Below are 26,822 nucleotides of genomic sequence, written 5' to 3' on the forward strand. Positions count from 1 at the left end.
CCTTTGTTTTTTCAAATTCTATTAAAATAGAATAAACATTCCCTTAATAACTAATGTTCTCTAAAAGTTTTATATCATCTTTATATACGCAAAGTAAATCTAGTTGATAATTTTCATCATTTTTATGTTTCATAAAGTAATATTCTATAGTCTTAATAATTTTATTATATTTTTTATTATCCAATCTATATTCTACCTCATAATCACCTTGCGTGCTTTTAACTTCAATAAAATGTAAAATTTTATCTTTTTTAGCAATAATATCAATTTCTCCAAATTTAGAATAAAAATTCCTTTTTAAAATTTCAAATCCTTGTGTTTTTAAAAATTCACACGCTAACTCTTCTCCTTTTTTACCAAAAAGATATTCAAATAATGCCATTACTCTTCTATTCTCATCATAAAAACATCATCTTTTACAAATTCTTGTTCTCTAAGCTTTTGAGTTAAAATTTGTATATTTTTTTCATAAGTTTGATGAGTGATGAAAAATAAAGTGCTATAATCTTGCTTTTCTTTTTTAGGCTTTTGCAAGAAAGTATCGATTGAAATTTGATGTTCACTCATTAATTGTGTGATTTTTGATAAAACTCCTATTTTATCTAATACCTTTAATCTTAAATAATATCTTGTATAAATTTCATCTTTACTTAAAAGTTTATAAGAAGTATCATTTAAATACCCAAAAATAGCACTATTTTTTTCTTTTCTTGCTATATCGATTAAATCAGCTATAACAGCACTTGCAGTTGCCCTGCCACCTGCTCCTGGGCCATAATATAAACTTTCACCCAATACATCTCCATCAATACTAATAGCATTCATTACCCCATCAACTTTTGCTAGTATTTTATCTTTGCTAAGCATGGTAGGATGAACTCTTAATTCTATTTTTTCATCTTTAATCTTAGCGATACCCAAGTGTTTTATGGTATATTCAAATTCTTTTGCAAAATAAATATCCTCATTACTTACTTTGCTAATACCCTCAATCAAAATATCTTCAGGTTTTACTCTTAATCCATAGGCAATATTTGCTAAAATCAAAAGTTTATGTGCTGCATCAAAACCCTCTATATCAAAAGTGGGGTTAGCTTCAGCATATCCTAAATCTTGTGCTTTTTTTAACACCTCTTGGAATTTGGTATTATCTTCGGTCATTTTACTTAAAATATAATTGCTTGTGCCATTTAAAATGCCTTTAATAGAAACAATATTATTAGCACTCAAGCCCTCTTTTAAAATTTTAATAATAGGAATTCCACCCGCCACACTCGCCTCATAACCAAAAGCTGTATCTTGTGCTAATTTTTCAAGCTCATAACGATGATAAGCAAGCAAAGCTTTATTAGCAGTTACCACTGCTTTTTTTCTTTTTAAAATTTTTGAAATTATCTCAAAGGGTAAATCAATACCACCCATTAACTCCACAAATACATCAATATCTTCACGCTCTAAAACCTCATCAATATCATTTACCACAGGAATTAACGCATTTGTTTTTGGATTTCTTGCCAAAGCAATTACTGGAATAATTTCTTCATCACATCTTGCTTTGATTAAATCTTGATTTTTTAACAAAGTTTCTACAACAGCACTTCCTACCGTACCATATCCCAAAATTGCGATTTTCATTTTATTCTCTTAAATATTTTTTTATATTTCTTGCTGCTTGACGAATGCGGTTTTCATTTTCTATTAAAGCTATTCTAACATACTCATTACCCGCTTCACCAAAACCAACTCCAGGACTTACCGCTACATTTGCTTTTTGCAAAAGCTGTTTAGAAAATTCCATACTTCCAAGGTGAGCTTTACTTTGAGGGAGTTTTGCCCAAACAAACATACTTGCATTTGGTTTTTTCAGCTCCCATCCTGCCTGAAAAAATGAATCAAGCAAGACTTCTAATCTTTTTGCATAAGTTGCCTTAATCTCTTCAACACAAGTTTGATCTCCATCTAAAGCTATAGTAGCAGCAACTTGTATAGGAGTATACATACCATAATCAAACCAAGACTTGATTTTTTTCAAAGCCGCAATTAAGCGTTTATTACCCACTACAAAACCTACACGCCAACCTGCCATATTGTAAGACTTTGAAAGTGTATAAGTTTCTACCGCTACATCTTTAGCACCTTCAACTTCAAAAATAGAAGGGGTTTTATAAGAACCAAAAGTCAAATCTGCATAAGCAATATCAGAAATAATATAAAATCTTTCTTTTTTTGCCATTGCAACTAATCTCTCATAAAAACTTCTTTCCACAGTGACTGTTGTAGGATTGTGCGGAAAATTTACTACTACATATTTTGGACGCGGAATACTTTCATGTAGTGTTTTTTGTAAATTTTCAAAAAAAGTATTTTCATTTAATTCATAATTTTCATTAAAATCAAAATTCATAGTTGCTACATTACCACCTGCTATGATAAAAGCTTGAGTGTGTATAGGGTAAGCGGGTGTAGGTACAATAGCTACATCTCCTGGATTAATAACGGCTCTTGCTAAATTTACAAAGCCTTCTTTAGAGCCCATCGTTGCAACTACTTCACTTTCAGGATCTAAATCAACATCGTATTTTCTTTTATACCAATTGCAAATTGCAAGTCTTAGTTTATAAATTCCACTCGAAGCAGAATAACCAGAAGTTTTTTCTTTATTTGCACTTTCGCAAAGTTTATCTATAATGTGTTGAGGAGTTTTACCATCAGGATTTCCCATAGAAAAATCTATTATATCCTCCCCTGCTCTTCTTGCTGCCATTTTAATCGCATTAACTTCAGCAAAAACATAATTTGGAAGTCTTTCTATGGTATTAAAATGAATTTCTTCAAACATTTTCCATCCTTTTTAGCGTCTTAAGTAAATCTTTAAACCCCTTTTTATGTTATCAAGGCTAAACATATCGCCAATGATAGCATATTTTGCACCCAATGGGATATTTATATTAATTTCATTTTGTTTGTGTGTGTTTTCTATACCTTGAATAAAATTTAAATTTTTATCTAAAAATTGAATTTTACAAAACCAAGAATCAAGATTGTGCGCACTAAGCTCTATGCTTTTTGCTCCTTGTAAATCAACAATATATTCCCTTAAAGGCTTATTTAATTGAGTGATGGTATTTAGTGGAATTTGAGTATTAACTTTAGGTTTTGCTTTTGAAAAATCTAGCTCATACTCATAATTTAATTCTGAAATTTTAGAAATATCTTTAATAAAAACAGAGCTTGATAACAAGGCTTTATAGAAAACTCCTGGATCAAGCATATATTGAGAATCTACAGCTAACTTATAGGTAATATAATTTTCCCTTAAAGTTAATTCAGTTGGTATAAAATACACATAGCCTAATTCGTTTAAAGTATCATTAATAGTTTTAAAAAATAAAACAGAATCAGCTTGAGCTTTAAAACTAAAAGTTAGAGTTTTTGGCTCATTTAATATAAAATTTGCCAAAGAATTAGTTTTTAAAATTTGAGAAATAGTGTAAATATCTACATTTCCGCGTTCATCTTTATAATCATTCCTTGCAAACAAGAGCTCTAATTTTGCATCTTTAGAATTATCATTAACAATATGTTTTGCAACTTCTAAAGCACTTAGTGCAAAAGCGTTAAGAGTAAAAAAAATGGAAAATATTAAAATTCTTACCATAATTTTCCTCTATTTTCTTTGATAAATTCAGCTTTTGTAATTTGTTTGATTTTACCATCTTTAATCATTAAAAATTTAGACACACCGTTTTTAAACTCTAAAGTATTATTATTTTCATCGTTTAAGCTAAAAGCAGCGTGGCCTGTGGTAATTAACATATCTTTATCCAAAGGTAAAACATAATCATTTTTAATAGTTAAAGAGCTCTTTCTAAAAGTTTTTAAATCCACCATACCAAGCCAAAGCTCTGCACTTGGTTTTATAATGCTTTCATTGAGTAAAATGATATTTTCTTCAGGCATATTTGAGCTAGCATTATCTTCTAATGTTTTTTCTGTATTATTGTTCTCGCTTATTGGTTCTAAAATAGTCGCGTTTGTTTCATTATTTTCCATAGCATCATCAGCAAAAAAATTAAGAACTGGTGTTTCATTTTCATCAACTTTTTCTTCTAAAACAACCTGCTCTTGATTTAATACATTGGTGGTATTTTCATCTAAAGTAGAACTTTGAAAAAATCTTGAAACACCCCAGGCCAAAGCTACTATCAAAAGTACTACTACTATAATCACAATATACCATACACTTGAGCTTTCTTTGGTATATGAGTTCATTCTAGGTGAAATATGCACATGATTTTTTTTCTCAATACCATTTTCTTCTAAATAGACATGATATTCTTCTAAAAAATTAGAAAAGTCAAGCTCATACTCTCTTTGTAAAATTTTAATAAAGCCATTTACATTAAAGCGAGATAAAGACTTAAAATCTTTCTTAATGATATATTCAAGACAAGCTATTTCTATTTGTGTTCTTTTTTGAACTTCTAACAAATTTAAATCTTCTAATTTTTTCCAACTATCCATTTTTCATCCTATCGCAAAGTATTGCAAATGCTGCACTAACATTTAAACTATCAAAATCATTGTGCATTTTTATACCTACGCACTCATCGCATTTTTTAAGTACCTTTGGCGCTATACCAAAACCTTCACTTCCCATAATCAAAACTTTTTTATCTTTGGCCTTGATAGTATGTATATCACTACCTCCGCTTGCACTAGCATAGATATAAAAACCTTTTTGTTTTAACTCATTTATCATGCTTAAAATATCATCATTTAAGACTATTTTCATATCTAAAGCTGCTCCACTACTTGCACGAATAACTCCATCCATAGCCACGCTTTTAGCTACCAAAATAACCCCATCAGCACCTAAAGCATAAGCACTACGCACGATAGCACCTATATTTCCAACATCGCTAATATTATATAAAATAACTATAAAATCTTTTTCTTTTAAACTCTCAAAAGAGTTAAATTCAAATTCATCAATTTCCATTAAAAAACCTTGATGATTTCCACCTCTTGCTAAGCTTTGTGCGGTTTTAAAATCAAGCTTTTTAATTTTTTTTGATGCCCTTGTTATTTTTGAAAAATCAGCTTTTTCACATTCTTTTGCCAAATAAATTTCTTTAATTTTTTCTTCATGCTTTTCTAAGATATAAAAAAACACTTGCTTACCATAAACTATCATTTTTAAATAATAACCAAATTCAACTTAAAAGCAGTTTTTGATAATTTTCTTTTGGAGATTTTGCATTGATTTTCGAAAGAAGTTTTGCCTTTGCCTTTAAAGATAAATCAAGCTCATAAATATCTTGCTCACACAAGGTGTTTTGATGAAATTGCTTTTCTTTAGCATTTACCACTGCACACCATTCACCGCGTAAATCCATTGTTTTTAATTTTTCCAAAACCTCTAAAGCTTCTGCTCTAAATTTAGTTTCAAATTTCTTTGTTGCTTCTTTTATGATAAAAATTTCTCTTAAAGGATCAATTTTACTAATTTCTTCTACTAAATTAAGTATTCTAGTGGGTGCTTCATAAACTATACTAGGATAAGGATTAAGCATTAAATTTTCAATATCTTTTTGTCTTTGAGGATTTTTATTGGCCAAAAAACCCATAAAAATAAATTCTTTTTTACAAAATGCACTTGAAACCAATGCAAGCAAAGCAGCATTTGATCCTGTTAAGACTTCATAGTCAATATTGTTTTTAATAGCATATTCGATTAAAAATTGCCCCGGATCGCTAATACCTGGCATACCTGCATCACTTAAATATGCAATATCTTGCTTAAAAAAATCCTCATCTATTTTTGTTAAAAAATCTTTTTCATTATGAGTATGTAAAGCTATATATTTATCAGGCTTTATTTCTAAATTAAATTTTTCATTAAGAAGATGAATTAAAGATTTGCAAACTCTTGTATCTTCACATAAAAAGAGCTTGCATTTTTGTAAAATTTCTAAAGAATGAAAAGAAATATCGTTTAAATTTCCTATGGGCGTAGGAATAAAATATAACATTATTGCATTGCGTATTTTTTCTTAAATTTCTCTACACGACCCGCAGCATCTACGATTTTTTCACTACCTGTAAAGAATGGGTGGCAGCTTGAACAAATATCAACTTTGATTTCTGATTTATTTGACTTAGTAGTAAAAGAATTTCCACAAGCACAACTAACTTTACACTCTACATATTCTGGATGAATTTCTTTCTTCATTGTTTATCCTTTTTCAAAACATTAAGGCGTAATTATATATATTTTTATATAAAAAATAGCTAAATTTAAGCATGCTTTTAAATTATAAATTTTGAAGCAACCCCTATAAGTGCTGTTTGTGCTTTAAGTATATAGTTGGCTTGTAATTTTGCTTTTTTTATATTTATCTCTCTTTCTTTTTGCGAAAATCCGCCTTCAGCGCCAACCAAAAATACATACCTACCGGGATCAAAATTCATCAAATCTTCACCTTCAAAATCTATCAAAACAATATTTTCATAAGCTTGCTGAAATTTTTTAAAGTCATCAAAACTTTCAAGTTCCATTAAAGAAGCACGACCGCATTGCTGGGATGATTCTATAAGAATTTTTTCCATTCTTTTAAAATTTAATTTAAAATTTTTTTGCGAGTATTCCATATACACAAAAGAAAGTTTTGCTACTCCAAGTTCATTTAAAAAAGGTAAAGTTTTTTCTATAACCTTTGGATCAATCACCGCCAAAGCTAAATGTATATATGTTTTTAATTCTTGTTTTTCTTCTTTTTTGTCAAGTAAATTTAATACGCAAGAGCGTCTAGAAAGCTCTATGCATTCATAAGTGTAAGTATAAAAATCTTTCAAATTCTTTAATATAATTTTATCACTCACTTTAATTCTTCGAGCCTTTAAGTGCAAAAAGGCTTCATTTTCTAGCTCTAAACTTGCAGTACCACTTTGTGGGTGATATAAAAATTGCATTAAAAATAAAACCTCTTAAGTAAATAAGGTACAAAAAGTAAGAATATACCTAAACACAAAATAAAAAAACTTAAAAATCTAAATTTAGCATAGCGTTTAAACAATCTTGCTTTTTTAAATAAAACAAATTGATAAATAGCCAAAGCAAAAATCAAAATCCAACAAAACCACATAGAAAGCACATAGAAATTAAATTCAAAATGCTTTAAAGCCCATAACAAACTTCCAGTAAAAAGTGTAATTGCTAAAAACAAATAATAAATTGGCAAAAATAGACGAATTCTTTTTATAAAGATAAATTCTTGTGAGAAGTTACTTTGAGTCAAATACAAATAAAACAACATTAAAAAACCATTTGTATATAAACTATACACATGCAATGCTAAAAAAAATTCATAACTTTGATCCATTATTGTCCTTGTGTATTATTTTCATCTTGTATATCATCATCAACAGGTATAGGAAGTGTTTCATCATCTATAATGACATTAGAATCACTTTGTTCAATCTGAACTTGCTCGGTTTGTATTTCTTTTTTTATATTTTTATTCTCTTGATTTGAACAAGCCATAAAAAGCAATATTGGCACAATCAATAAAATCTTTTTCATTACACCTCCTTTTGATTGATAAAAACAAAATTTACATCTTGAAGTTTTTCAAAAAAATCTTTATTTTTCCATTCATCTCTTATAGCTTGTGAAAAGTCAATATCTGCCAAATCAATCTTTGGTAAAAATTCACTATAAGCATCTTCTCTAAAACCTTGTGCATAACCTGTTCTTGTTTCATGCACAATAATGCTTTTTAAACTAACACCTTGCTCACCATTGACCATCTTAGTCTTTAAAAGCAAAGTATCAATCAGTACAAAAAATATGCGTACAAAATTTTCCGCACTTACATTCACAGGTAAACTCACCCATCTTTGCGAGTGCTTTTTCATATCTTCTAAATAAGCTTTATCATCATCTTTAAAAAGCGTAATAGCATGATCAAAACTATCAATAATTTGTTTTATCTCATCTTTTAACAAACCAAAATCATACACCATTCCAGCATTATCAAGGTATTTACTCTCAAGTAAAATTTCTACCTTATAAGAGTGGCCATGTATGCTTGTTTTACATCGCTTGGAGCTACAAAATCTAACAATATGAGCATTTTCAAATTCAAACATTTTTCTAATAATCATACGCCTTCTTTATCTCCCCAAATTCTAATATGCAATCTATCGGAGTAATTATATCCATTTTTTATACAAAATTCAGCAACACTTAAGGCGTTTTTGGAAATTTCTTCTTCATTTGACCCCATAGGCATACAAAAAACATCATTTTTACAAACTTGTAAAATTTCATTGATTTCTTTTAAGGCTTTATTTTCTTGTAAAAAATCCTTATCCAAAACAAATTTATAAAAACTTTCCTTAGCATAATTTTTAAAAGCTTTCAAAGCTTTTTCATTAATTCTTTTTTCTTTTTTTACACCACTATTGCTAAGCTTTACTCCTAAAGCAAAATAACATTTTTTATACAAAGGATATTTTTCAAAATCAATTTCAATACTTGCATTCGTTTCAAAATGCACCATAAAATCATTTTCTAAAAGTAAATTAATAAAACACAAAAAATCTTTATTTTGATAATTTAACAAAGGCTCACCACCTGTAATTACAACTATAACTTTGCGTGAATTTGCTAGCTTCAAAACCTCATCAAAAAGCTTTGTTGAAGTATATGTTTTATAACAAGTTTTAAATTCTTTAGTAAAAACAGCTCTTATAGTATCACAGCCCAAAAGTATTTTAGAATCTTTTTCTTTTTTTATTCCAAAGCCTGCGCAGTTAAAATTACACCCGGCAAATCTTACAAATATAGCCAAATTTCCACTATATTTTCCCTCACCTTGCAAGCTTAAAAAAGTTTCAACAACTTCCATTATCCACCTGTTTGATAAAAGGCTCTTGTAGAACTTTGATTGGCATCATTTTCTGCCCATCTATTTTTTTCTGATTTATTTTTTATCACGGTTTTTAAAACTTCACAAGCACTTGCTATGTCTTTATTGCGTATAGCTTTTTTAATGCTTAAAGCCTCATCATAATATAAACAAGGTATTAAAAGCCCTTCGGCTGAAAGCCTTATACGGTTACAACTATCACAAAAATCATGGCTATGTGGATCAATAATGCCAAACTCATACCCATCTTCAAGTTCATAAATAGTCGCAGGTGCATTTGGACTTTTTTGTCCTTGTTTAAAAGAATACTTTTGAGCAATGATATTTAAAATTTCTGTTGATTTTAAGCCTTTTAAATCTCCATAAGCATGATAATTTTCCATAAATTCTATAAAGCGAATTTGGCTTTTGCGTGCTTTGGCAAATTCTAAAAGATCGATAAATTCACTATCATTAATCCCTTTAAGCGCTACGGTGTTAAACTTAATATTAAAACCTAATTCTAAAGCCTCATTAATACCATTTAACACATCTTTGAGTATGTTTTTTTGAGCTAATTTAAAGGCCACTTCTTCTTTTAAAGTATCCAAAGAGATGTTAATTCTTTTTAAGCCCGCTTGTTTTAAATCCTTTGCTTGTTGTTTTAATAAAGAAGCATTAGTAGTAAGCGCTAGATCTATATCTTGCTTATACTCACTAATCATAGCAATAAATTTATGCAAATCTTTTCTTACTAAAGGCTCACCGCCTGTAATACGAATTTTCTTAACTCCTTCATCAATACAAACTTTAACAAACATAAAAAGTTCTTCAAATGATAAAAGATTTTCCTTAGCACTCCATTCAAATGGAGTTTTTGGCATACAATAAAGGCAACGAAAATTACATCTTTGTGTTACTGAAATTCTTAAATAATCAATCACTCTTCCATAGCTATCTACTAACATCAAAGGCCTTTATAATAATTTATTAAATTTTAAAATAAGCTCAACCCTGCCCATACCTATACGCAAATCTTTGGCAATTTGCTCTATGGATTTTTTTTGATTAAAAAGTTCGATAACTTTTTGCTCTTCATTATCATAGCTTGGGCTTAATTTTGTAATACTTTGGGTTTTTTGTTCTAAATTTAATAAACGATTTTTTTGCTCACTTTGAAATTCTTCAATTACTTCCTCTACTTCTTTTAAAGCACTTAAAATAGGAATAATATTTTGATTGATTTTTTGTTCTAGCACCTGCAAAAGTTCTTCTTTTAATTCTTCTCTTATGGCTTCAGTGTCTATTTCTTCTTTTTCTTGCTCTTGCTCATCTAAACTTTCTTTTTTTAAATAATGATATTGTTTATTTAAATCTTCTATCATTTTACCAAGCTCATTAATCTTAACAATACTTTCTTTTTCTTTAATCATCATATAAGCAAACATAGCAAAAATTAATAAAGCTACAACTAGCCACAATAATAAATCACTATCCATTTTCTTGCTCCTTTAAAATTTTAATCATTGCTCTTTGCATATTTGCTACAAAATTATCATACACGAGCTCATCTTCTGCTTTTATTTGCGTGATTTTTGCTTCATTCTCATTTAATGCTTTAAAAAAAATACTAATTTTTTGACCATTTAAATTAAATCTAGCATAATAATCTTCATCTTGCATTAAACACCTATCTTTAAATTGAATATGTGTAAAATTTACCCCAATCACAAAAGATTTATATTTTAAATTAACAAATAATTTTGTTTTATTAATATCATTTTTTATCAAATACAATTCTTGCTTTAAATCCATAAGCAAATCAAAAATCAACTGCTCACCCTCGCTAAATTCTACCCTTGAAGCAAGCTTTTTCCATTTGCTTAAATTGACATAATTATTACTTGAAACATATTCTTGCAAAAACTCTTCATATCTTTCTGTGCTCTCTTCAAATTCTAATTCCAAAGAACTTTTAAAAAATTTCATCTCCATAAAAGATCAACCCATATAAAAATAAAAAACACTATACTTAAATACCCATTTAAAGTAAAAAATGCTTTGTCAATTTTTGCAAAATTCTTTCTAACAATGCGGTGCTCAAAAAATAAAATAACAGCACTAACAATCACACCTAAAAATGCAATATTTCCTGTTGGAGCTACCCAAACAAATAAAAACCAAAAAAGCACTGCTAAAACATGACAAAATGCTGAGATAAATAAGGTTGCCTCAAGCCCAAATTTAGCAGGTATAGAGTGCAAGCCTGTCTTTTTATCATATTCCATATCTTGCAAAGCATAAAGTAAATCAAAACCAGCTGTCCAAAAAGTAACACCCAAACACAAAATAACACTATAAATTTCAATACTTCCCAAAACCACAATACTGCCTGCAATAGGAGCAAGTCCTAAGCAAAATCCTAATACTAAATGCGCTAGGGATGAAAATCTTTTAAAGGCTGAATAAATAGCTAAAATAAACAATACCGGCAAAGAAAGAGCAAAGGCTAGTTTGTTGATAAAATAACTTGCCAAAACAAAAATAATAGCATTTAAAATAATAAAAAGTAAAATGCTAGTTTTACCTATACGACCATCGATATTAGGTCTATTTGCACATCTTGGATTGTTTTTATCAATGTCCTCATCCATCAAACGATTGATTGCCATTGCAAAATTTCTTGCACTTACCGCGCAAATAACACCCAAAAACAAAGCTTTAAAACCAAACCAAGTGCTATCATTTAAAATAACAGAAGCTACAATCATAGAAACAAACAAAAATGGTAAAGCAAAAATAGAATGCTTAAAAACAATCAAGTCCAAAATATCTTTTAATTTTTCTTTTAATAAAGGCATTTTTTCTCTTTATAATATATTTTTGTTATGATTTTACTAAAATAATTTTAAATTTAGGATATTTTTACAATGTTTTTTGAATTTGCTCTTATTGGAACTACTGCAAGTGGCAAAACAGAACTTGCTAACAAACTAGCTTATGAATTTAATGCAAGTATTTTAAGCCTTGATAGTCTTTGTGTGTATAAACAAATCAACATCGCTTCAGCCAAAACAGAGCAAAAAACCTTAGATGAGCTTGATTATTTTGGCATAAATTTATTAAATGTCAATGAGCATTTTAACATCGCTTTGTTTTTTGAAGAATATAAAAAAGCAAAAGCTTTTGCACAAAAAAACGATCAAATGCTTATCATCACAGGTGGAACTAGTTTTTATTTAAAAGCTTTAATGGATGGCTTGAGTGAAAATTTCAAAGAAAGTCAAAGCACGCTAAGTAATGATGAAATTTATCATTTAATGATAAAAACTGATCCACATGCCAAAATAGAAAAAAACGACGCCTATCGCTTAAAAAAATGGCTTGGAATTTATGAGCAAACTAATAAAATCCCAAGCGAAGTTTTAAAAGAAACAAAACAAGAAGCTTTAATTAAAAAACTTGATATTTTTGAAATTTCTTGGCAAAAAGATCTTTTGGAAAAACGCATTATTAAACGCACTAAAAATATGCTTGATGAGGGTTTAATAGATGAAGCTAAAATGCTATATAGTAACTACGATCATCATTTAAAAGCACTAAATTCCATAGGCTTAAAAGAATGTAAAGATTTTTTAGATAAAAAAATAAATTTAAACGAGCTTGAAGAACTCATCATCATTCACACAAGACAACTTGCCAAAAGACAAAGAACTTTTAATAAAAAATTCAACAAAGAAATTTTAGTTTTTCAAAACGCTTATGAAAATTTAAAAGCTTATATTTTAAAAAAAACATCAAGGCTGAGTGTTTAAGACATTTAATTTATCTTTACATAAATTTTGCCAATTGCTTGTTGTGTTAATATCTATACAATTTTGCAAACTTTGCTTTTGATTTTGTACATCTTTTAAATCTTCATAAATATTACTTTGCATATAAAAAGCTCTTGCGCGCTCATCGTCTTTTAAAGGATTAGCAAGTAAATCTTTAAACAAAGTTAAGGCTTGTTGAGCTTGATTGTTTTGTTTTAAGGCTTTAATATAGATAAATTCTAAATCCGGACTAAAAAGATTTACTCCTTTTAAATTTTGGTAATCAATAGCCTTTGGAGCATAAGTTAAAATACTTGTTAGAAAATTATTTTTTTCACAATAACGCAAAAACTCATAATATAATTCCACCATACGATAATTCATAGGAAATTGCTCTAGTTTTTGCAAAGTTCTTATCATAGCATTATAATCTTGCAATTTAAGTTCAGCAAAAAATTTAATATAATTTGCTTCAAATTTTTCATCATCGCTAATAATAGTTCTTGTATTTAAAATATCATTAATTGTTTTTACAACAAAACGATAACGCTTATCTTTAAGCGCCAAATCTGCACTTTGGAGTTTATAAAAAATAATATCATCATTTTCATTTTCAACTATATATTTTTTAGCTTCTTCTATACGAGTAGTACGCTTAAAGCATTCAAGCATTTGTTTTTTATTTTGTATTTTATTTCCCACATCATATACCTTAAAATCATCATATATTTTAACAGCAGCTAAGCACTCATCATTTTTTAAATTTTGTTCTAAAACTAAAATAGCAGCTTGTTCTAAAAGATTTTTGATTTCTTTGTTGGAATATTTTTCTATGTCTTTTTGATAACTTACAACTTTTTCATAATTTTTTTCTTGAAAATATAATCTCACATTATCAAATAAAGCCATACTAGAAATTTCTCCAGCATACTTTTGCATGATCTCTTCATATCTTTGATGTAAAAAACTTGCATTATTATCTTTTAAATATAAGAAATTTTTATCTTGAGCTTCTTTTATTAAACTCACATATTCACCCAAAGGAAAATCTTCTGTGTAAAGATCTAAATACTTTTGAGCTTTAGTATGCTCATTTGCATTTAACAAAGCCAAAGAAAGATCTTTTAATACTCTTTCATATTCTTTATCGACTTTAGTCAAATGCGTAAAAATATACTCATAAATTTTAGAACTTAAATCATAAATTCTATGATTACTAAAAGCCTTAGCTAAGGATAAAGAATTTTCTAAATCACTCATAAAAAATTCAGGATTTGACTCTAAAATTTTACTTGCTAACTCCTTGGCTTCTTTTGTATTTTGCGATTCTAAATAATTTTTAGACAAAAATAAAGCAGCTCTACTAGCTAAATCTGCATTCGGAGTAGAATAATATACATCTTGATAAATATTATTTGCTATATTTTTTTTACCCAAATGATACAAATAATCTGCATAATCAAGTAAAGCAATTATGGTATATTTATCATCTTTATGCTCAGTACTTAAAGTATCAATAATATAATCGACATTAGATCTTTGAGATAAGCCCATATAAACTCTCATCATGATATACATTACTTCCGTATAATCTTTATCATTAATATAAGTTCTCACCCATCTTTTAGCATCATCTAGCATTTGCTCTAAAATTTGCTGATCTTTATCAAGCTCATAAGTGTAAAGCTTATTTTGCGCTCTTAATTTATAAAGCTCAAATTCATTCATAAATACACTACCTTGATAACGCTTAATAGCATTAACGGCATCTCGTAAAACTTGATCGTATTTTTTAGCTTCATATTCTTGTTTGATATTAAAATAAGCATTAAAATCTGCACTTTTTGAAGTTTCCATAGGATTAGAATTTAAATCCAATGCTCCAATATAAGGCATTAATGCATCATCAAAATAAATATCAAAATCAAGTCCATCGCTAGGTTTATAATACCTTAAATCCTTAGTAAAAATAAACACAAAATGTTTAGAAGTATCTCCATTTTGACTTTGAATTTCTTTAGCATTAAAAATATCTTGAGAATAATTAAACATTTTAGCTAAAATTTTAGGATATATTTTAATTGTCAAAAAAGTTTGGTGTTTTTCAAAATAAATTGTAAAATCATCAAATTCTTTATTTTGAAATTGCATATTACTAACGCCCAAAACATTACACTCAAAATGAGTTTTTTCAAATTCAAAAATACTCTTGCAAGTAAAATCTTTATTATCTTTTAAATGCAAAAGTGTAAAGGGACGATTTTGTTCTTCCCCTTTATTAACAATAACTTCAAAAGAAAATATATAATTTATGCTTAATAATAATAAAAATAAAATCCTTATCATGAGCGTGATTATAGCAATATTATTTCACAAAAGCAAAAACGCACATGATAAGCTTCCGATAAAACATAAACTTAAAATAATCTTTTGCTTAATATTTAAATTTATACTCTTTATAGATTGACTTTTTTTAAAAAAGATATAAATTAAAATTTTCAAATAAGCATAAAGCATGATCATGGAACTTAAAGCTATAGCAAATATAAGCACATAATAGCCTGAATTTAAAATAGAAGCTAAAATTAAAATTTTACCCCAAAAAATCCCAAAAGGTGGAATTCCTGCTATACATAAAATAAACATAGCTAATATTATAGATAATACGGGTCTTTGATCAAATAAGCCAGAAAAACTTTCAAATGAGCTTTTTTGAAATAAACTTAAGATTAAAAAAATTCCATAGTTTGCAAAAGCAAAAGAAACCCAATAAACGAACAAGGCAAAAATTGAAAGCAGGTAAGAAGTTCCATCTCCTTGAGAACTCACACTCATACTAGAAACAATAACAGCCAATATAAAAGAAGAATGAGTAATAGAGCTATATGCAAGCATTTTTTTTGCATCTTTTTGAATTAAAGCTACTATGCTTACAGCAAGCATAGAAAAAATTGCTAACGATGCGACTATGTATTCAAATTTTACTCCACCGCCTAAAGCAGAAAAAATTCTTAAAACTACTATTATCATAGCAATTTTTGGAACAATAGATATGAAAGCTATAAAATTTGTATGAACTCCACAATATACATCTTTTAGCCAAAAATGAAAAGGAGCGATAGAAAGTTTTACTCCAACAATAACCAAAAACATTACTCCAGCACATAATAATATAGGATCTGAAATATATTCAGAATGCAATAAATTATCCAAATCCAAAGACTTTGTTTTTAAATACACAAAAGCACAAGCAAAAACAAAAAATCCAGCCCCTACTGCAGCTAAGGCAAAATATTTTATGCTAGAACTAATAGCATTATGAGTTCCTCTTAATGCTATTAATGTATAAAGAGCTAAAGAAGATCCTTCTAAAGCTAGGAAAATCACAATCAAATTAGTACTTGAAACCATTAATATTAAGGAAGCAACCATAAACAAAAATAAAGAAAAAAATTCTGCTCTTTGTTCATCTTTGTCTATAAGCAAATAAAGCATAGAAAAAAACAAAATAATTATTTGCGCAAAAATTGCATAATTATCGCTTACAAATAAACCAAAAAAAGCATGGGAATTATCTAAAACAAAACCATTATAAAGCAATAAAAAACACAAAGTACTAAGCAAAGCTATAACACTTGCTCCTATATAAAAATTTCTAGAAAGTTTTTTAAATGCACTCAATAAAAGTAATGCAATAGCCCAAAAAAGCAATGACAACACAGGAAATAATAATACAAAATTTAATTTTTCTAAACTAAAACCACTCATTAAAAACCTCTTATACTATCTATGATTTTTTGATTTTCTATGGCGATATTTCTTGTTTGCATAACTTCAAGAATACTATTTACATTAGAAGCAATTTGATCTAGCATAGCACTTGGAGCTACCCCTAAATAAATTACTAATGCACTTAAAATACTTAAAACAAAAATTTCACCTTTTTTAAGCGTAAATTTACTGCACACTTCTTCTTCGCAAGTAGTAAAAAACATATTTCTATAAATATTTAGCATATAAATAGCTCCTAAAACGATTACACCGCCTGCAAATAATGCATACCATAAATTTACACTTGCCACACCTTGCAAGATCAAAAACTCACCTACAAAGGAAATAGTCAAAGGTAATGAAATAGATGAAAACAACAATACTGCAAAGAAAAAGCTAAATAATGGGGCTGTTTTAGCTAAATTTTTATAAAAGTCTAAATCAAAAGTATGATATCTTTTGTAAAGCATATAAGCGGCTAAAAATAAGCCACCTGTTACTATACCATGTGCAAACATATAAAATACAGAACCACTAACCCCATTATAAGTAAAAGTTACGATACCTAAAATTACCACACCCAAATGCGAAATTGAGCTATAAGCAATTAATTCTTTTAAATCCTTGGCTTTAAAAGCAATTAAGGCTGCATATAAAATTCCAACTATACACAAAATAGCAAGTAAAGAATAATAATGATTCAAAGTATCAGGCGCTAAAGGCAAAATAAATCTTAAAAACCCAAAAGGCGCCATTTTAAAGCTTACAAGCATTACAGATACTAAAGTCGGACTTTTGGTATAAACCTTTGGAGCCCAAGTATGAAAAGGAAATAAAGGACTTTTAATCGCAAAAGCAATAAAAAATCCTACAAATATTAGATTTTGTGCATTCTCAGGTATAAAAAATTCACTCTTATACCAAGCTAACAAATCAAAACTCCAATATCCAAAACTTTGATAATACAAAAATCCCACATAAATAATAGCTAAAAGCATAAGCATAGAACCGCAAAATGCATAAATGAAAAATTTAATCCCTGCCTTATAATTATCTGAATATCTACCTATTAAATAAATAAGCGGTATAAGAGAAAACTCCCAAAATACATAAAACAATAAAGCATCCAATGAAGCAAAAAGTCCTACAATGCAAAATTGTAATAAAAATATACTTATTACAACACTTTTATCTTGAATATCCAAACATATAAAAGATAAAAAAATCATAATAGAACAAAGTAATATTAAATAAAGCGCTATAGCATCTACACCTATGTGAAAATTAACTATCAAAGAATTTAAACTAAATTCATAAGCCATGCCACCATCGTAGTTAAATAACAAAAAAACATTAAAAACTAAAATCAAAAAACTAACTAAAACAGCAAAGGACTTGCTATCTTCTTTTTGTAAAAATAAAGCTATAAAAGCTGCAAAAAATGGAAATAACATTAATAAACCAAGCATATTACACCGCCAAAGCTAAACAAAATAAACACACAAAAGCCAAAACTACAATTCTTAAAGCCAAAGAATAATCCTTACCCATACTAAGAACCCTAGCAAATGTTTTAAGGAAAAATGCAATACTATCTACCAAAGCATCTAAAATTTCTTTATCAGCTTTTCTTAAAAATTCACAAAATAAAGCATACTTACTAACAATAAATTGATGATAAAATTTTGGTATATAGTATTCATTAAACAAAAGTTTGTAAATACTTGTTTTAGAAAGTGATGGTTTAAACCAATTTTTCCAATAAGCTATGATAGCTAAAAGCACTCCAAGTACCGCAGAAACACTTGCAAGTATCATAACTAAAGAATTTTGACCATCAATAAAAGCTAAATTTTTACTTACAAAATCCATAAAGCTATGCTCAAAAAATCCTGCTATAATAGCAAGTAAAGCCAAAGGACTCATCGCAAGCAAAGCTATTTTACTAGCTTCATGGGGATGTTCTTCATGTCTTTTTGGAGTAAAAAATACAAGCATTAAAAGTCTAAAGCTATAAAAAGCTGTCATAAAAGCTGCTATTAAAAGTACTAAAAAAATTCCATGATGATGGCTTATAAAAGAAAATCCTAAAATTAAATCTTTAGAGAAAAATCCTGCAAAAGGATAAATTCCTGCTAAAGCTAAAGAACCTATAAGCATTAAAATAGCACTAAAACGCATACTTTTATAAAGTCCACCCATTTTACTAATGTCAAGCTTATCATTCATAGCATGCATAACATTACCTGCACCTAAGAATAATAAAGATTTAAAAAATGCATGAGTTGCAAGATGAAATAAAGCTATTGCATAAGCTCCAAGACCTGCTGCTACAAACATATACCCAAGTTGAGAAAGCGTCGAATATGCAATAATTCTTTTTAAATCTTTAGCCACCATAGCCATAGAAGCAGCAAAAAGTGCTACAAAAGCTCCAAGTATAGCGATAAAATACCCTACTTCAGGAACTTGTAAATAAAGCTCCCCTGCGCGAATTACCAAATAAACTCCCGCAGTAACCATAGTAGCAGCATGGATTAGAGCTGAAACTGGCGTAGGTCCTGCCATAGCATCAGCAAGCCAAGTATGGAAAGGAAATTGTGCTGATTTACCCATAGCACCTACAAAAAGTAAAAGTGCTATTAAAATCAAAATCACATCATTTTCATGCCCTAAAGATAAAAGGGTAAAAAATTCATCATATTTTAAAGAGTTAAATTCTATATAAATTAAGAAAATTCCTAAAAGCAAAGCCAAATCTGCAATTCTATTCATGATAAATGCTTCATTAGCAGCAAAAGTGTATTTTTCATTATGATACCAAAAACCTATCAAAAGCCATGAGCAAAGTCCAACACCTTCCCAACCTATGAAAAGTCCTAAGAAATTATCACTCATAATCAAAAACATCATAGAAAAAACAAAAAGTCCTAAATAGCTAAAATAGCGATTAAACCCTTCATCATGCTCCATATAAAATATACTATATAAATGCACAAAAGTCGCTACTATACTTACCACATTCATCATAATCAAAGTAATAGAGTCTATTTTAAAACCAAAACTAACATCTACTAAAGATATCCAAGTACCAAGTTCAAAATTAAAATGTACTCCATTATTTAATAAAACAATTGAAGCAAAAGCTGAAAAAGCTATAAATAAAGAAGCTAAATAACCTAAAATAATTTTCTTAGCACTAAAAGCAAAAATACCTAAAATAACAGCTGAAGCCAAAGGAGAAAAAAGTGCAATTAAAGCTAAATTTTGCATTTTATCTCTCCTTTTTCAGCTAAAGAGCTAAGCTCTAGTGTTCCTGTTTTTCTATACCATAAAACACAAAGCGCTATCCCAACAGCTACTTCACAAGCTGCAACTCCCATTACAAATAAAGCAAAAATTTGACCTTCTATGTCTTTATGAGAAGCTCCTGCTGTAACTAAAGCCAAATTAGCAGCATTTAATAAAATTTCACTTGAAATAAAAAGCATAATTAAATTTTGGCGTTTTATGATACCTATTAGACCAATGATAAACATCAAAATAGCCACAATGTAGTATTTTTCTAACATCATTGTTCGTCCTTTTTTATATTTTTTTGAGTAAGTGCTATAGCACAAATTAAAGCTATTAAAAGTAAAATTGCCATAAATTCAAAAGCAAGCATATATTTTGTAAATAGAGCAAAGCCTATTTGCTGAGTAGAATCAAGACTATAAACTTCACTAGTTTCATTTAAACCAAACTCATATCCCATAATAATACTAACTAATAAAACAGCACTAAAAATCACAGCAAAAATGAAGATTCTTTTACCTTTTAAACTTTCTTTTACTTTTATAGAAGCATCAAAAAACATCATAGCAAAACTATAAAGACCTAAAATAGCTCCACTGTAAACAATTATTTGAATTGCTCCAATAAATTCAGCATTAAGTAAAAAATAAAATCCACTTAAAAAAACCATAGCCACAGCCAAAGAACTGATAGCATAAAGCACGCTAGTGCTTAAAACACTAATTAAAAAAAATCCCAACACCAAAACACTTAATAAACAAAAAGCTATCGTTTCAAACATTTTCTTCCTTTGGAGCATCTTGCTGTCTTTGCAAATCTATCTCATAATAATTTGGAGTTTTCTTTACTAAATCATCAGCATCTTTTCTTAAACTACCACTTCCTTCAAACACCACTTGATTTTTAAGCTCATCGATAGGGGTTAAAAAATCTTCCTTTTGACCAAAATAAGATCTTTGCTCTGCGGCATTTTCATATTCTTTACCATGCACAATGGCAAGTTCAGGACAAACATCAGCACAAAATCCACAATAAATACAACGCCCTAAATTAATACTATAATTTTCGACCTTTTTGCGTCCATCTTCACTTAAACTCGTTTCCATTCTTATACAATTACTAATGCAAATTTTTTCACACAAGCCACAACCAATACAACATTCATTTTCACTTTCAATAAAACGCATCAAACGATGAACTGCACGATATCTATCATCTAAAGCAACTTTTTCCATAGGATATTTAATCGTTGCACTATTGTTTTTTTTAAACATTTCTCTTAATACGACAAATAAACCTACAAAAAGCTCCGTATTTAAAGAACGCTTGATTACTTGTATGAATTTTTCATAAGTATTTTGAGGATTTTTACGCTCAAAATCTACTTTAAAATAACCTTTTTTCATTGTTTTTTCCTATATCACAAGCACTAAAGCACTAATTAATAAATTTAAAACCGCTAAAGGTATTAAAATCAAATAACACATTCTCATTACTTGATCAGGACGCAGTTGCGGAAAAGCACCTCTAGCCCAAAAATACCAAAAGAATACAAAAGACACTTTCAAAAGCATCATAATAGCCCCTGGTATAATCCAAAAATCATTAAATCCACCCAAAAATAAAAGCGATATCATAATCGCTCCGGTAATCATGGCTGTATATTCTCCGATAAAAAACATACCCCATCTAAGTCCGCTATATTCAGTGCCATAACCTGAAACAAGTTCGGTTTCGTTTTCACTTAAACAAAGTGGAGTTCTATTAGTTTCTATAAAAATAGCTATCACAAATAAAATAAAAGCTAAAGGTTGTTTAAAAATAAGCCAAGAAAGTATGCCATCACTTTGATAGTTATTAATATCTACTAAAGACAAAGATCCAACAAGCATTACAACACACACCAAAGAAAGTCCTGCAACGCTCTCATAAGAGATAATAGAAACAAGCCCTCTTGCCCCGCCTAGCAGCGACCATTTATTATTACTTGCTAAACCTCCTAAAAAAATCGCATAAAAACTAACTCCACCCATACCTACAACAAAAAGCAAGGCCACATTAATATCAGCGATAATAGGACGAATCACTCTACCAAATAAAGTAAATTCAGGAAAAATAGGTATAGCTGCAATTGCTACAAAAGCACAAATTGCTGCAATCAATGGAGCAATTAAAAATACCACTTTTTGAGCATAAGTTGGCACTATATCCTCTTTAGTAAAAAGTTTAATCATATCAGCAACTACTTGAAGCAAGCCAAAAGGGCCTACCATATCAGGTCCTAAACGACGATGAAATAAAGCCAAAGCCTTTCTTTCAAGATAAGTTGCCAAGCCTGCTAAAGTAGCAAAAATAGCTATAACAAGCACGCATTTTATAATTGTTTCTACAATAAAAAAAGTAATATCACTCATATTTTAGCTCCTGCTTTTTCAAGCCAAACTTTTACATATCGAGTATTATCAAATAAAGATTTATAATCAATCTTACTATCATAATCCCCTAAATACGCACCATTTTCTAAAGATTCATCACATTTTACACTTATAGCAATTTGAGTTTTTTCATTTTTTAAAATAACACTATCATCTTGGTTTAAATCAAATTTTTGCATTAAATCAGACGATAAAAATAAAGCTCCAACCTCATTAAAAGCTCTATTACTAAGCTTTGAAAACTGATGAATGCTATTTGCATGATATAAAGTTAAATTTCCTTCATTTTGCTCTTTAACTTCTTGAACACTTAATGTTTTTTCAAACTCAAAATGGGAAAAATCGAGCTCATAACCTCTATGATTTACCCCACCATTATCATAATGATTTTCTAACTCATCAAAGTCAATTACCCTAAAGCCTTTATTTTGTGGTAAAAATTTAGTATAGTTGATTGTAAATTCTTCATCAAAACCTAAGGCATTTGCCAAATCATTTAAAAAATAACCTTTAAATTCTAAAGCCGCATTTGTAGGAACTAATCTTTTATCATAATTTACAAAGCTACCTTCTTGTTGATTTAAACTAGAACTTGCAAGATCAAAATGCCCATCATAAGAAAAAGTAAAATCGCCTTTTTCGTTATAACCTAATGTTTTTCCTACTTGAAAATCTTGACTTAAATCACAAATTAAACTCACGCCTAAGGTATTAGTGCAAGTTGGATTTAAAAAGACTTTAAATTCAGTATATTTTTGCACCAAAGCACAAAGTTTTGCTAGCTTGGCACTTTGCTCATCATAGTAAAAATCACTTCCTATAATAAGTGTAAATTTTTGCTTTTTTGCGAGTAAAGTCTCTAAAATATCCTCATCTATGCCAAGATTTTTCGCATAATTTGATCTTTGTACCTCTATGCTTTTTTTAATTTTTTTAGGCACAAGTTTTTTAACTTCTTCTATAATAGTTTCGTCGTTTTCATTTTGCTTTTCTATCTTTTCAATAACTTCTTCATTAATAGTTTCTTCTATTTCTTTTGTATCTTGATAATACGCATTTTCTAATGTGTTTTTAAAATCCTGCGGAAGCTCTTTGGCAAATTTTTGCAAGATAAATAATAAAATACTTTCATTATCTTTAATATCATGATTAATCTGCAAGAAATTTTTAGAATATTTATCCACACCTTTATCTTTTATAGGGTGAAAATATAGCCCTGCACCTTTATTCATTACCAAAGCGTTATTAACTTTATATCCTAGCGTTGGCGCATCATAGCGTAAAAACGAACCTACGATGATTAAAAAATCACTTTGAGTGATATCGTCTGTATTTGCATTATACATTGCATTTGCATTTTGATAAAAACAAGCTAGGAAATCTTGGAATTTTTTAGCTTCATGATTTATAAGATTAAGATTAAATTTTTTACTTAAATTTTGCAAGATTAAAGCTTCTTCATTAGTAATAAAACTATTAAATAAAATATTTTTTATTTCATTATTTTTTATCATATTTACTAATTTTTCAAAGGCTTTTTCGTCTTTACCTTGAACTTCATTTTGGGTATTAAAACCATATCTTGCAGCTTTATTTAGCGTAGCAAAAGCAAAATCATTGCTCACTCTATAAATTTTTTCTTTTTGATTATTAATACTAGTTTGTTTAATATCATAATACATCAACTCACAATCACTTGAATGTGGATTACTAGCTGGAATTTTCTTTAACTCCCAAGCATTAGATGTATATTGAAAAGCCGAACCCACCAAAGCTCCCGTTGGACATACACTTGTACATTCTCCACAAAAAGAACAATCAAGTATATCGCCACCACTTGGCGCAATTAAACTCTTTTGAAATTTAGTCCAAATAGCTAGCGCATCTTTACTCATACTTTCTTTAAAGCTTGCATCGGGTGTATTTGCTCCTCTTGGAGTAGTTTTTAAAGCGCTTTCTCCTATTTTATCTTTACAAACTGTAATACATCTTTCACACACGATACATAAAGCTGGATCATAATTAATCTCGCCCCATTTTTTATGCTCTTTATGGGTATCTTTAATCCAATAATTTTGCACATTTACTCTTGCTTTGTGTGTAAAGTTTTGAAGCTCACACTCACCGGATTTATCACATACCCCACATTGCAAAGGGTGGTTGATGCAATATGCTTGCATGATAGCATTACGCTCATCCCATAAATTTGATAAATCACTTTCTACTACCATACCTTCTTTAACTTTAGTATTGCAAGAATAAACCTTTTTACCATCAGCTTCTACCATACACATACGACAAGCAAGTGTTGGAGAACAACCATTTAAATAACAAATTGCAGGAATGAAAATATCATTTTTTCTTGCGACATTTAAGATATACTCACCCTCATTTGCCTCACATTCTATACCATTAATGATAACTTTCATTTTATAACCTTAACTTGAGCTTTTGAAAAAGCAAAATCAGCGCTTTCATAATCAAACAAAGCCACCGTGCCTTTCAAGTCATGATTGATTTTTACTATAGTTGTAAATTCTTGAGTGTTTATTTTTAAATTAATTTTATCCTCATCCTTAACCTTAGCAATTAAAGCAAAGGAAGAAGAGCAATGCAAATTTTTGTCTCCCAAAGGTGCTTGCATGATAATAGTTCCATCAAAATTATCAAGTTCTAAAAGCTCACTAAAAGAATTTTGTATTGATAAATTTTCTTCATTTTCATTAGAGCAAATTAGCAAAAGATTAAATTTATGACAAAGTTTTTCTAAAAAATACTTAATATTTTCAAAATCTTTATGTTGATATAAATTTTCATCAAAAATAATACATTTTGCTTCTTTTAAAAACTCTAAAATCTCTAAAGCTTCTTCTTCACCAAAGCAAGATTCAGCGCTTAAATACCCCTCATCAAATTCGTTAAATTCAGTCTCCAAGCTCATCTTACAAAGCAAAGCAAGCACAAAAGGCGCACTTGCAATCTCACATTTATAAAAGTTTGCTTTTAAATTTTTATCCTCTAAACAAGAAATATTATAATTTTTACTTTTGTTAAGCTTAGCGCAAAGTGAAGGATTTTTTAAAGAAAGCAAATCCACAAAACACAAAGCATTTAAACCTTCTTGATATTTTGCTAATTTCATTGTCCTACCTTTTTAAAAACTATAGTCCAATCTACTTGATTAAATTTTAAAGAATTTAAAAGTTCACAATTTTGCTCTTTTATGAAAGCAAAACTTTTTTCTACACTAGAAAAATCTCCTATTTCAAATAAAACTACTAAAACTTCACCCATATAAGCATTTTGAATGATTTGCTCTAAATCCTTAAACAAATCTTGACTTTTTCTTAAATCCACGCGTCTCATCGGTCTATCTCGCCTAAAACTATATTAATACTTCCTAAAATTGCCACTGCATCAGCCAAATATGATCCAACAAGCATTTCTTCTAAAAATGCACAATGAAAAAAGCTTGGGGTTCTAGCTCTTAATCTATATGGCCTACCGCTACCATCTGAGTGGATAAAAAATCCAAGTTCGCCTTTTGGACTTTCAGTTGGCACATACGCCTCTCCTTTTGGTGGTTTTAAACCTTGGGTTACTAGGACAAAATGTTGCATAAGAGAATAATTTTGCGTCATGATTTGCTCTTTTGAAGCACTTACATATTCAGGATGATTGCATAAAATTTCAGGCGGAGTATCTTGATAAAGCTTAGCACATTGAACTAAAATTTTTAAACTTTCTCTAAATTCTTGCATATAAACCTTATATCTTGCATAAGAATCACCCATTTTGGCCACAGGCACGCCAAAATCTACCTCATCATAAAGCAAATAAGGCTCTTCTTTTCTAACATCATAAGCAATACCACTTCCTCTTAGCATAACCCCACTACAACCCCAACTTAGCGCTTGTTCTTTGCTTACAACTCCTACATTTTCAGTTCTTGCGCGCCAAATTCTATTATCATCAAGCAAAGCTTCATAATCTTTTATATCATTTGGAAATTTATTACAAAATACCAAAAGTTCATCTAAAAAACCTTCAGGTAAATCAAGCATTACCCCGCCTATTCTCATAGATGAATGCGTAAGTCTTGCCCCGCAATATTTTTCTATTAGATCAAGCACATACTCACGCTCTCTAAAGCAGTATAAAAATACTGTCATCGCACCAATATCAAGAGCATGTGTAGCAAGCCATAACAAATGTGAAGCAATGCGGTTTAACTCAAGTAAAATCATCCTTATTGCACTTGCTCTGCGTGGAATTTCTAAACCACAAAGTTTTTCCACAGCAGCTACATAGGCATAATTATTTGCACTAGCTGCGATATAATCCATTCTATCAGTAGTTGGGATAAACTCTTGATAGATCATATTTTCAGCCATTTTTTCCATACCACGATGCATATAACCTATACAAGGAGCAGCCTTAGTGATTTCTTCTCCATCAAGCTCTAAAATAAGGCGTAAATTTCCATGAGCACTTGGATGTTGAGGGCCAAGATTTACTATCATGGTGCCATCTTCACGCTCAAAGCTTATATTTTCATAATAAGGTTTTAATTTAGTAGAAATTTGCAT

Annotated in this window: 30 protein-coding genes; 1 reads left to right on the top strand and 29 read right to left on the bottom strand. The window is 29.2% G+C overall.

Features of this window, described 5'->3' with window-relative positions; all coding sequences use genetic code 11:
* Positions 1-43: 43 nt before the first annotated feature.
* From L8U37_RS04050 to mqnP, 17 genes are all read right to left on the bottom strand, one after another.
* Complete coding sequence (locus tag L8U37_RS04050; protein WP_133319499.1) at positions 44-382, bottom strand: YraN family protein; 339 nt, start codon at positions 380-382, stop codon at positions 44-46.
* Positions 382-1,635 (bottom strand): homoserine dehydrogenase, encoded by a 1,254-nt coding sequence (locus L8U37_RS04055; protein ID WP_220566551.1) that lies wholly within the window; start codon positions 1,633-1,635, stop codon positions 382-384. The genes L8U37_RS04050 and L8U37_RS04055 overlap by 1 nt, the downstream gene beginning before the upstream one ends.
* Position 1,636: 1 nt before the next feature.
* A complete protein-coding gene (locus L8U37_RS04060; RefSeq protein ID WP_220566550.1) occupies positions 1,637-2,839 on the bottom strand; it encodes an LL-diaminopimelate aminotransferase in 1,203 nt (400 codons plus the stop codon).
* Between the two features lie 12 nt (positions 2,840-2,851).
* Positions 2,852-3,658, bottom strand: coding sequence for a hypothetical protein (locus tag L8U37_RS04065; RefSeq protein ID WP_263659525.1), 807 nt, complete (start codon positions 3,656-3,658; stop codon positions 2,852-2,854).
* Entirely contained in the window at positions 3,652-4,524 is an 873-nt protein-coding gene (locus tag L8U37_RS04070; protein WP_133319495.1) for a hypothetical protein, read from the bottom strand. The genes L8U37_RS04065 and L8U37_RS04070 overlap by 7 nt, the downstream gene beginning before the upstream one ends.
* Positions 4,517-5,197 (bottom strand): 23S rRNA (guanosine(2251)-2'-O)-methyltransferase RlmB, encoded by a 681-nt coding sequence (rlmB, locus tag L8U37_RS04075; RefSeq protein ID WP_263709213.1) that lies wholly within the window; start codon positions 5,195-5,197, stop codon positions 4,517-4,519. The genes L8U37_RS04070 and rlmB overlap by 8 nt, the downstream gene beginning before the upstream one ends.
* Before the next feature lie 19 nt (positions 5,198-5,216).
* The gene (gene rsmI / locus L8U37_RS04080; RefSeq protein ID WP_263709212.1) at positions 5,217-6,035 is read right to left on the bottom strand and encodes a 16S rRNA (cytidine(1402)-2'-O)-methyltransferase; all 819 of its coding nucleotides are present in this window, start codon (positions 6,033-6,035) and stop codon (positions 5,217-5,219) included.
* Positions 6,035-6,235 carry a 50S ribosomal protein L31 gene (gene rpmE / locus L8U37_RS04085; RefSeq protein ID WP_039664588.1) on the bottom strand — a complete coding sequence of 67 codons (201 nt, stop codon included), beginning with the start codon at positions 6,233-6,235 and terminating at the stop codon, positions 6,035-6,037. Before rpmE ends, rsmI begins: the two co-directional genes overlap by 1 nt.
* 77 nt (positions 6,236-6,312) lie before the next feature.
* Positions 6,313-6,975 (bottom strand): 16S rRNA (uracil(1498)-N(3))-methyltransferase, encoded by a 663-nt coding sequence (locus tag L8U37_RS04090; protein WP_263728657.1) that lies wholly within the window; start codon positions 6,973-6,975, stop codon positions 6,313-6,315.
* Positions 6,975-7,385, bottom strand: a complete 411-nt coding sequence (locus tag L8U37_RS04095; protein ID WP_220566545.1) for a hypothetical protein — start codon at positions 7,383-7,385, stop codon at positions 6,975-6,977. Before L8U37_RS04095 ends, L8U37_RS04090 begins: the two co-directional genes overlap by 1 nt.
* The gene (locus L8U37_RS04100; protein WP_133319490.1) at positions 7,385-7,585 is read right to left on the bottom strand and encodes a cytochrome C; all 201 of its coding nucleotides are present in this window, start codon (positions 7,583-7,585) and stop codon (positions 7,385-7,387) included. Before L8U37_RS04100 ends, L8U37_RS04095 begins: the two co-directional genes overlap by 1 nt.
* A complete protein-coding gene (locus tag L8U37_RS04105) occupies positions 7,585-8,169 on the bottom strand; it encodes a 6-pyruvoyl trahydropterin synthase family protein (protein WP_263728658.1) in 585 nt (194 codons plus the stop codon). Before L8U37_RS04105 ends, L8U37_RS04100 begins: the two co-directional genes overlap by 1 nt.
* Positions 8,166-8,915: a 7-carboxy-7-deazaguanine synthase QueE gene (locus L8U37_RS04110; RefSeq protein ID WP_263728660.1), complete on the bottom strand. Its 750-nt coding sequence runs from the start codon at positions 8,913-8,915 to the stop codon at positions 8,166-8,168. The genes L8U37_RS04105 and L8U37_RS04110 overlap by 4 nt, the downstream gene beginning before the upstream one ends.
* Entirely contained in the window at positions 8,915-9,883 is a 969-nt protein-coding gene (gene moaA / locus L8U37_RS04115; protein ID WP_263660453.1) for a GTP 3',8-cyclase MoaA, read from the bottom strand. The genes L8U37_RS04110 and moaA overlap by 1 nt, the downstream gene beginning before the upstream one ends.
* A 9-nt stretch (positions 9,884-9,892) precedes the next feature.
* On the bottom strand, positions 9,893-10,414 hold the full coding sequence (locus L8U37_RS04120; protein WP_133319486.1) for a DUF6115 domain-containing protein: 522 nt from the start codon (positions 10,412-10,414) through the stop codon (positions 9,893-9,895).
* Complete coding sequence (locus tag L8U37_RS04125; RefSeq protein ID WP_220566541.1) at positions 10,407-10,904, bottom strand: hypothetical protein; 498 nt, start codon at positions 10,902-10,904, stop codon at positions 10,407-10,409. The genes L8U37_RS04120 and L8U37_RS04125 overlap by 8 nt, the downstream gene beginning before the upstream one ends.
* Positions 10,901-11,776 (bottom strand): menaquinone biosynthesis prenyltransferase MqnP, encoded by an 876-nt coding sequence (gene mqnP, locus L8U37_RS04130; RefSeq protein ID WP_263660452.1) that lies wholly within the window; start codon positions 11,774-11,776, stop codon positions 10,901-10,903. Before mqnP ends, L8U37_RS04125 begins: the two co-directional genes overlap by 4 nt.
* A gap of 69 nt (positions 11,777-11,845) precedes the next feature.
* On the opposite strand from mqnP, the gene miaA reads away from it, so the two are divergent.
* A complete protein-coding gene (gene miaA, locus L8U37_RS04135; protein WP_263728661.1) occupies positions 11,846-12,730 on the top strand; it encodes a tRNA (adenosine(37)-N6)-dimethylallyltransferase MiaA in 885 nt (294 codons plus the stop codon).
* Here the strand turns inward: miaA and L8U37_RS04140 are convergent.
* Genes L8U37_RS04140 through nuoD form a run of 12 tightly spaced genes read right to left on the bottom strand, consistent with a single transcriptional unit; the run spans position 12,713 to position 26,822 of the window.
* Positions 12,713-15,076, bottom strand: coding sequence for a tetratricopeptide repeat protein (locus tag L8U37_RS04140; RefSeq protein WP_263728663.1), 2,364 nt, complete (start codon positions 15,074-15,076; stop codon positions 12,713-12,715). The genes miaA and L8U37_RS04140 overlap by 18 nt on opposite strands.
* Positions 15,077-15,100: 24 nt before the next feature.
* The gene (locus L8U37_RS04145; RefSeq protein ID WP_263728664.1) at positions 15,101-16,498 is read right to left on the bottom strand and encodes an NADH-quinone oxidoreductase subunit N; all 1,398 of its coding nucleotides are present in this window, start codon (positions 16,496-16,498) and stop codon (positions 15,101-15,103) included.
* Positions 16,498-17,970 carry a complex I subunit 4 family protein gene (locus L8U37_RS04150; RefSeq protein WP_263728665.1) on the bottom strand — a complete coding sequence of 491 codons (1,473 nt, stop codon included), beginning with the start codon at positions 17,968-17,970 and terminating at the stop codon, positions 16,498-16,500. The genes L8U37_RS04145 and L8U37_RS04150 overlap by 1 nt, the downstream gene beginning before the upstream one ends.
* A 1-nt stretch (position 17,971) precedes the next feature.
* A complete protein-coding gene (nuoL, locus tag L8U37_RS04155; RefSeq protein WP_263661509.1) occupies positions 17,972-19,774 on the bottom strand; it encodes an NADH-quinone oxidoreductase subunit L in 1,803 nt (600 codons plus the stop codon).
* Positions 19,762-20,073 carry an NADH-quinone oxidoreductase subunit NuoK gene (gene nuoK / locus L8U37_RS04160; protein WP_087699810.1) on the bottom strand — a complete coding sequence of 104 codons (312 nt, stop codon included), beginning with the start codon at positions 20,071-20,073 and terminating at the stop codon, positions 19,762-19,764. The genes nuoL and nuoK overlap by 13 nt, the downstream gene beginning before the upstream one ends.
* Positions 20,073-20,579, bottom strand: a complete 507-nt coding sequence (locus L8U37_RS04165; protein WP_263661510.1) for an NADH-quinone oxidoreductase subunit J — start codon at positions 20,577-20,579, stop codon at positions 20,073-20,075. Before L8U37_RS04165 ends, nuoK begins: the two co-directional genes overlap by 1 nt.
* Positions 20,572-21,204, bottom strand: a complete 633-nt coding sequence (gene nuoI / locus L8U37_RS04170) for an NADH-quinone oxidoreductase subunit NuoI (protein ID WP_133319477.1) — start codon at positions 21,202-21,204, stop codon at positions 20,572-20,574. Before nuoI ends, L8U37_RS04165 begins: the two co-directional genes overlap by 8 nt.
* Before the next feature lie 9 nt (positions 21,205-21,213).
* Positions 21,214-22,212 (bottom strand): NADH-quinone oxidoreductase subunit NuoH, encoded by a 999-nt coding sequence (gene nuoH / locus L8U37_RS04175; protein WP_133319476.1) that lies wholly within the window; start codon positions 22,210-22,212, stop codon positions 21,214-21,216.
* Positions 22,209-24,662, bottom strand: a complete 2,454-nt coding sequence (locus L8U37_RS04180; RefSeq protein ID WP_263728667.1) for an NADH-quinone oxidoreductase subunit G — start codon at positions 24,660-24,662, stop codon at positions 22,209-22,211. Before L8U37_RS04180 ends, nuoH begins: the two co-directional genes overlap by 4 nt.
* Positions 24,659-25,375, bottom strand: coding sequence for a hypothetical protein (locus tag L8U37_RS04185; protein ID WP_263728668.1), 717 nt, complete (start codon positions 25,373-25,375; stop codon positions 24,659-24,661). Before L8U37_RS04185 ends, L8U37_RS04180 begins: the two co-directional genes overlap by 4 nt.
* Complete coding sequence (locus tag L8U37_RS04190) at positions 25,372-25,599, bottom strand: NADH-ubiquinone oxidoreductase subunit E family protein (protein ID WP_263661514.1); 228 nt, start codon at positions 25,597-25,599, stop codon at positions 25,372-25,374. Before L8U37_RS04190 ends, L8U37_RS04185 begins: the two co-directional genes overlap by 4 nt.
* Entirely contained in the window at positions 25,596-26,822 is a 1,227-nt protein-coding gene (gene nuoD, locus L8U37_RS04195) for an NADH dehydrogenase (quinone) subunit D (protein WP_263728669.1), read from the bottom strand. The genes L8U37_RS04190 and nuoD overlap by 4 nt, the downstream gene beginning before the upstream one ends.

The organism is Campylobacter sp. RKI_CA19_01122 (genome assembly GCF_025771325.1).
Classification (GTDB): Bacteria; Campylobacterota; Campylobacteria; order Campylobacterales; family Campylobacteraceae; genus Campylobacter_D; species Campylobacter_D lari_D.

Excerpts from the sequence above, each read along its gene's own strand:
- rlmB (WP_263709213.1), bottom strand. The coding sequence starts at position 5,197 with ATGATAGTTTATGGTAAGCAAGTGTTTTTTTATATCTTAGAAAAGCAT.
- L8U37_RS04145 (WP_263728664.1), bottom strand. The coding sequence starts at position 16,498 with ATGAGTGGTTTTAGTTTAGAAAAATTAAATTTTGTATTATTATTTCCT.
- L8U37_RS04065 (WP_263659525.1), bottom strand. The coding sequence starts at position 3,658 with ATGGTAAGAATTTTAATATTTTCCATTTTTTTTACTCTTAACGCTTTT.
- L8U37_RS04110 (WP_263728660.1), bottom strand. The coding sequence starts at position 8,915 with ATGGAAGTTGTTGAAACTTTTTTAAGCTTGCAAGGTGAGGGAAAATAT.
- L8U37_RS04180 (WP_263728667.1), bottom strand. The coding sequence starts at position 24,662 with ATGAAAGTTATCATTAATGGTATAGAATGTGAGGCAAATGAGGGTGAG.
- nuoD (WP_263728669.1), bottom strand. The coding sequence starts at position 26,822 with ATGCAAATTTCTACTAAATTAAAACCTTATTATGAAAATATAAGCTTT.
- L8U37_RS04185 (WP_263728668.1), bottom strand. The coding sequence starts at position 25,375 with ATGAAATTAGCAAAATATCAAGAAGGTTTAAATGCTTTGTGTTTTGTG.
- L8U37_RS04120 (WP_133319486.1), bottom strand. The coding sequence starts at position 10,414 with ATGGATAGTGATTTATTATTGTGGCTAGTTGTAGCTTTATTAATTTTT.
- nuoI (WP_133319477.1), bottom strand. The coding sequence starts at position 21,204 with ATGAAAAAAGGTTATTTTAAAGTAGATTTTGAGCGTAAAAATCCTCAA.
- nuoH (WP_133319476.1), bottom strand. The coding sequence starts at position 22,212 with ATGAGTGATATTACTTTTTTTATTGTAGAAACAATTATAAAATGCGTG.
- L8U37_RS04100 (WP_133319490.1), bottom strand. The coding sequence starts at position 7,585 with ATGAAAAAGATTTTATTGATTGTGCCAATATTGCTTTTTATGGCTTGT.
- L8U37_RS04140 (WP_263728663.1), bottom strand. The coding sequence starts at position 15,076 with ATGATAAGGATTTTATTTTTATTATTATTAAGCATAAATTATATATTT.
- L8U37_RS04050 (WP_133319499.1), bottom strand. The coding sequence starts at position 382 with ATGGCATTATTTGAATATCTTTTTGGTAAAAAAGGAGAAGAGTTAGCG.
- rsmI (WP_263709212.1), bottom strand. The coding sequence starts at position 6,035 with ATGTTATATTTTATTCCTACGCCCATAGGAAATTTAAACGATATTTCT.
- L8U37_RS04165 (WP_263661510.1), bottom strand. The coding sequence starts at position 20,579 with ATGTTTGAAACGATAGCTTTTTGTTTATTAAGTGTTTTGGTGTTGGGA.
- mqnP (WP_263660452.1), bottom strand. The coding sequence starts at position 11,776 with ATGCCTTTATTAAAAGAAAAATTAAAAGATATTTTGGACTTGATTGTT.
- L8U37_RS04105 (WP_263728658.1), bottom strand. The coding sequence starts at position 8,169 with ATGATTATTAGAAAAATGTTTGAATTTGAAAATGCTCATATTGTTAGA.
- L8U37_RS04055 (WP_220566551.1), bottom strand. The coding sequence starts at position 1,635 with ATGAAAATCGCAATTTTGGGATATGGTACGGTAGGAAGTGCTGTTGTA.
- L8U37_RS04070 (WP_133319495.1), bottom strand. The coding sequence starts at position 4,524 with ATGGATAGTTGGAAAAAATTAGAAGATTTAAATTTGTTAGAAGTTCAA.
- nuoL (WP_263661509.1), bottom strand. The coding sequence starts at position 19,774 with ATGCAAAATTTAGCTTTAATTGCACTTTTTTCTCCTTTGGCTTCAGCT.
- L8U37_RS04095 (WP_220566545.1), bottom strand. The coding sequence starts at position 7,385 with ATGGATCAAAGTTATGAATTTTTTTTAGCATTGCATGTGTATAGTTTA.
- L8U37_RS04190 (WP_263661514.1), bottom strand. The coding sequence starts at position 25,599 with ATGAGACGCGTGGATTTAAGAAAAAGTCAAGATTTGTTTAAGGATTTA.
- L8U37_RS04150 (WP_263728665.1), bottom strand. The coding sequence starts at position 17,970 with ATGCTTGGTTTATTAATGTTATTTCCATTTTTTGCAGCTTTTATAGCT.
- moaA (WP_263660453.1), bottom strand. The coding sequence starts at position 9,883 with ATGTTAGTAGATAGCTATGGAAGAGTGATTGATTATTTAAGAATTTCA.
- miaA (WP_263728661.1), top strand. The coding sequence starts at position 11,846 with ATGTTTTTTGAATTTGCTCTTATTGGAACTACTGCAAGTGGCAAAACA.
- rpmE (WP_039664588.1), bottom strand. The coding sequence starts at position 6,235 with ATGAAGAAAGAAATTCATCCAGAATATGTAGAGTGTAAAGTTAGTTGT.
- L8U37_RS04060 (WP_220566550.1), bottom strand. The coding sequence starts at position 2,839 with ATGTTTGAAGAAATTCATTTTAATACCATAGAAAGACTTCCAAATTAT.
- L8U37_RS04125 (WP_220566541.1), bottom strand. The coding sequence starts at position 10,904 with ATGAAATTTTTTAAAAGTTCTTTGGAATTAGAATTTGAAGAGAGCACA.
- nuoK (WP_087699810.1), bottom strand. The coding sequence starts at position 20,073 with ATGTTAGAAAAATACTACATTGTGGCTATTTTGATGTTTATCATTGGT.
- L8U37_RS04090 (WP_263728657.1), bottom strand. The coding sequence starts at position 6,975 with ATGCAATTTTTATATCACCCACAAAGTGGTACTGCAAGTTTAGAGCTA.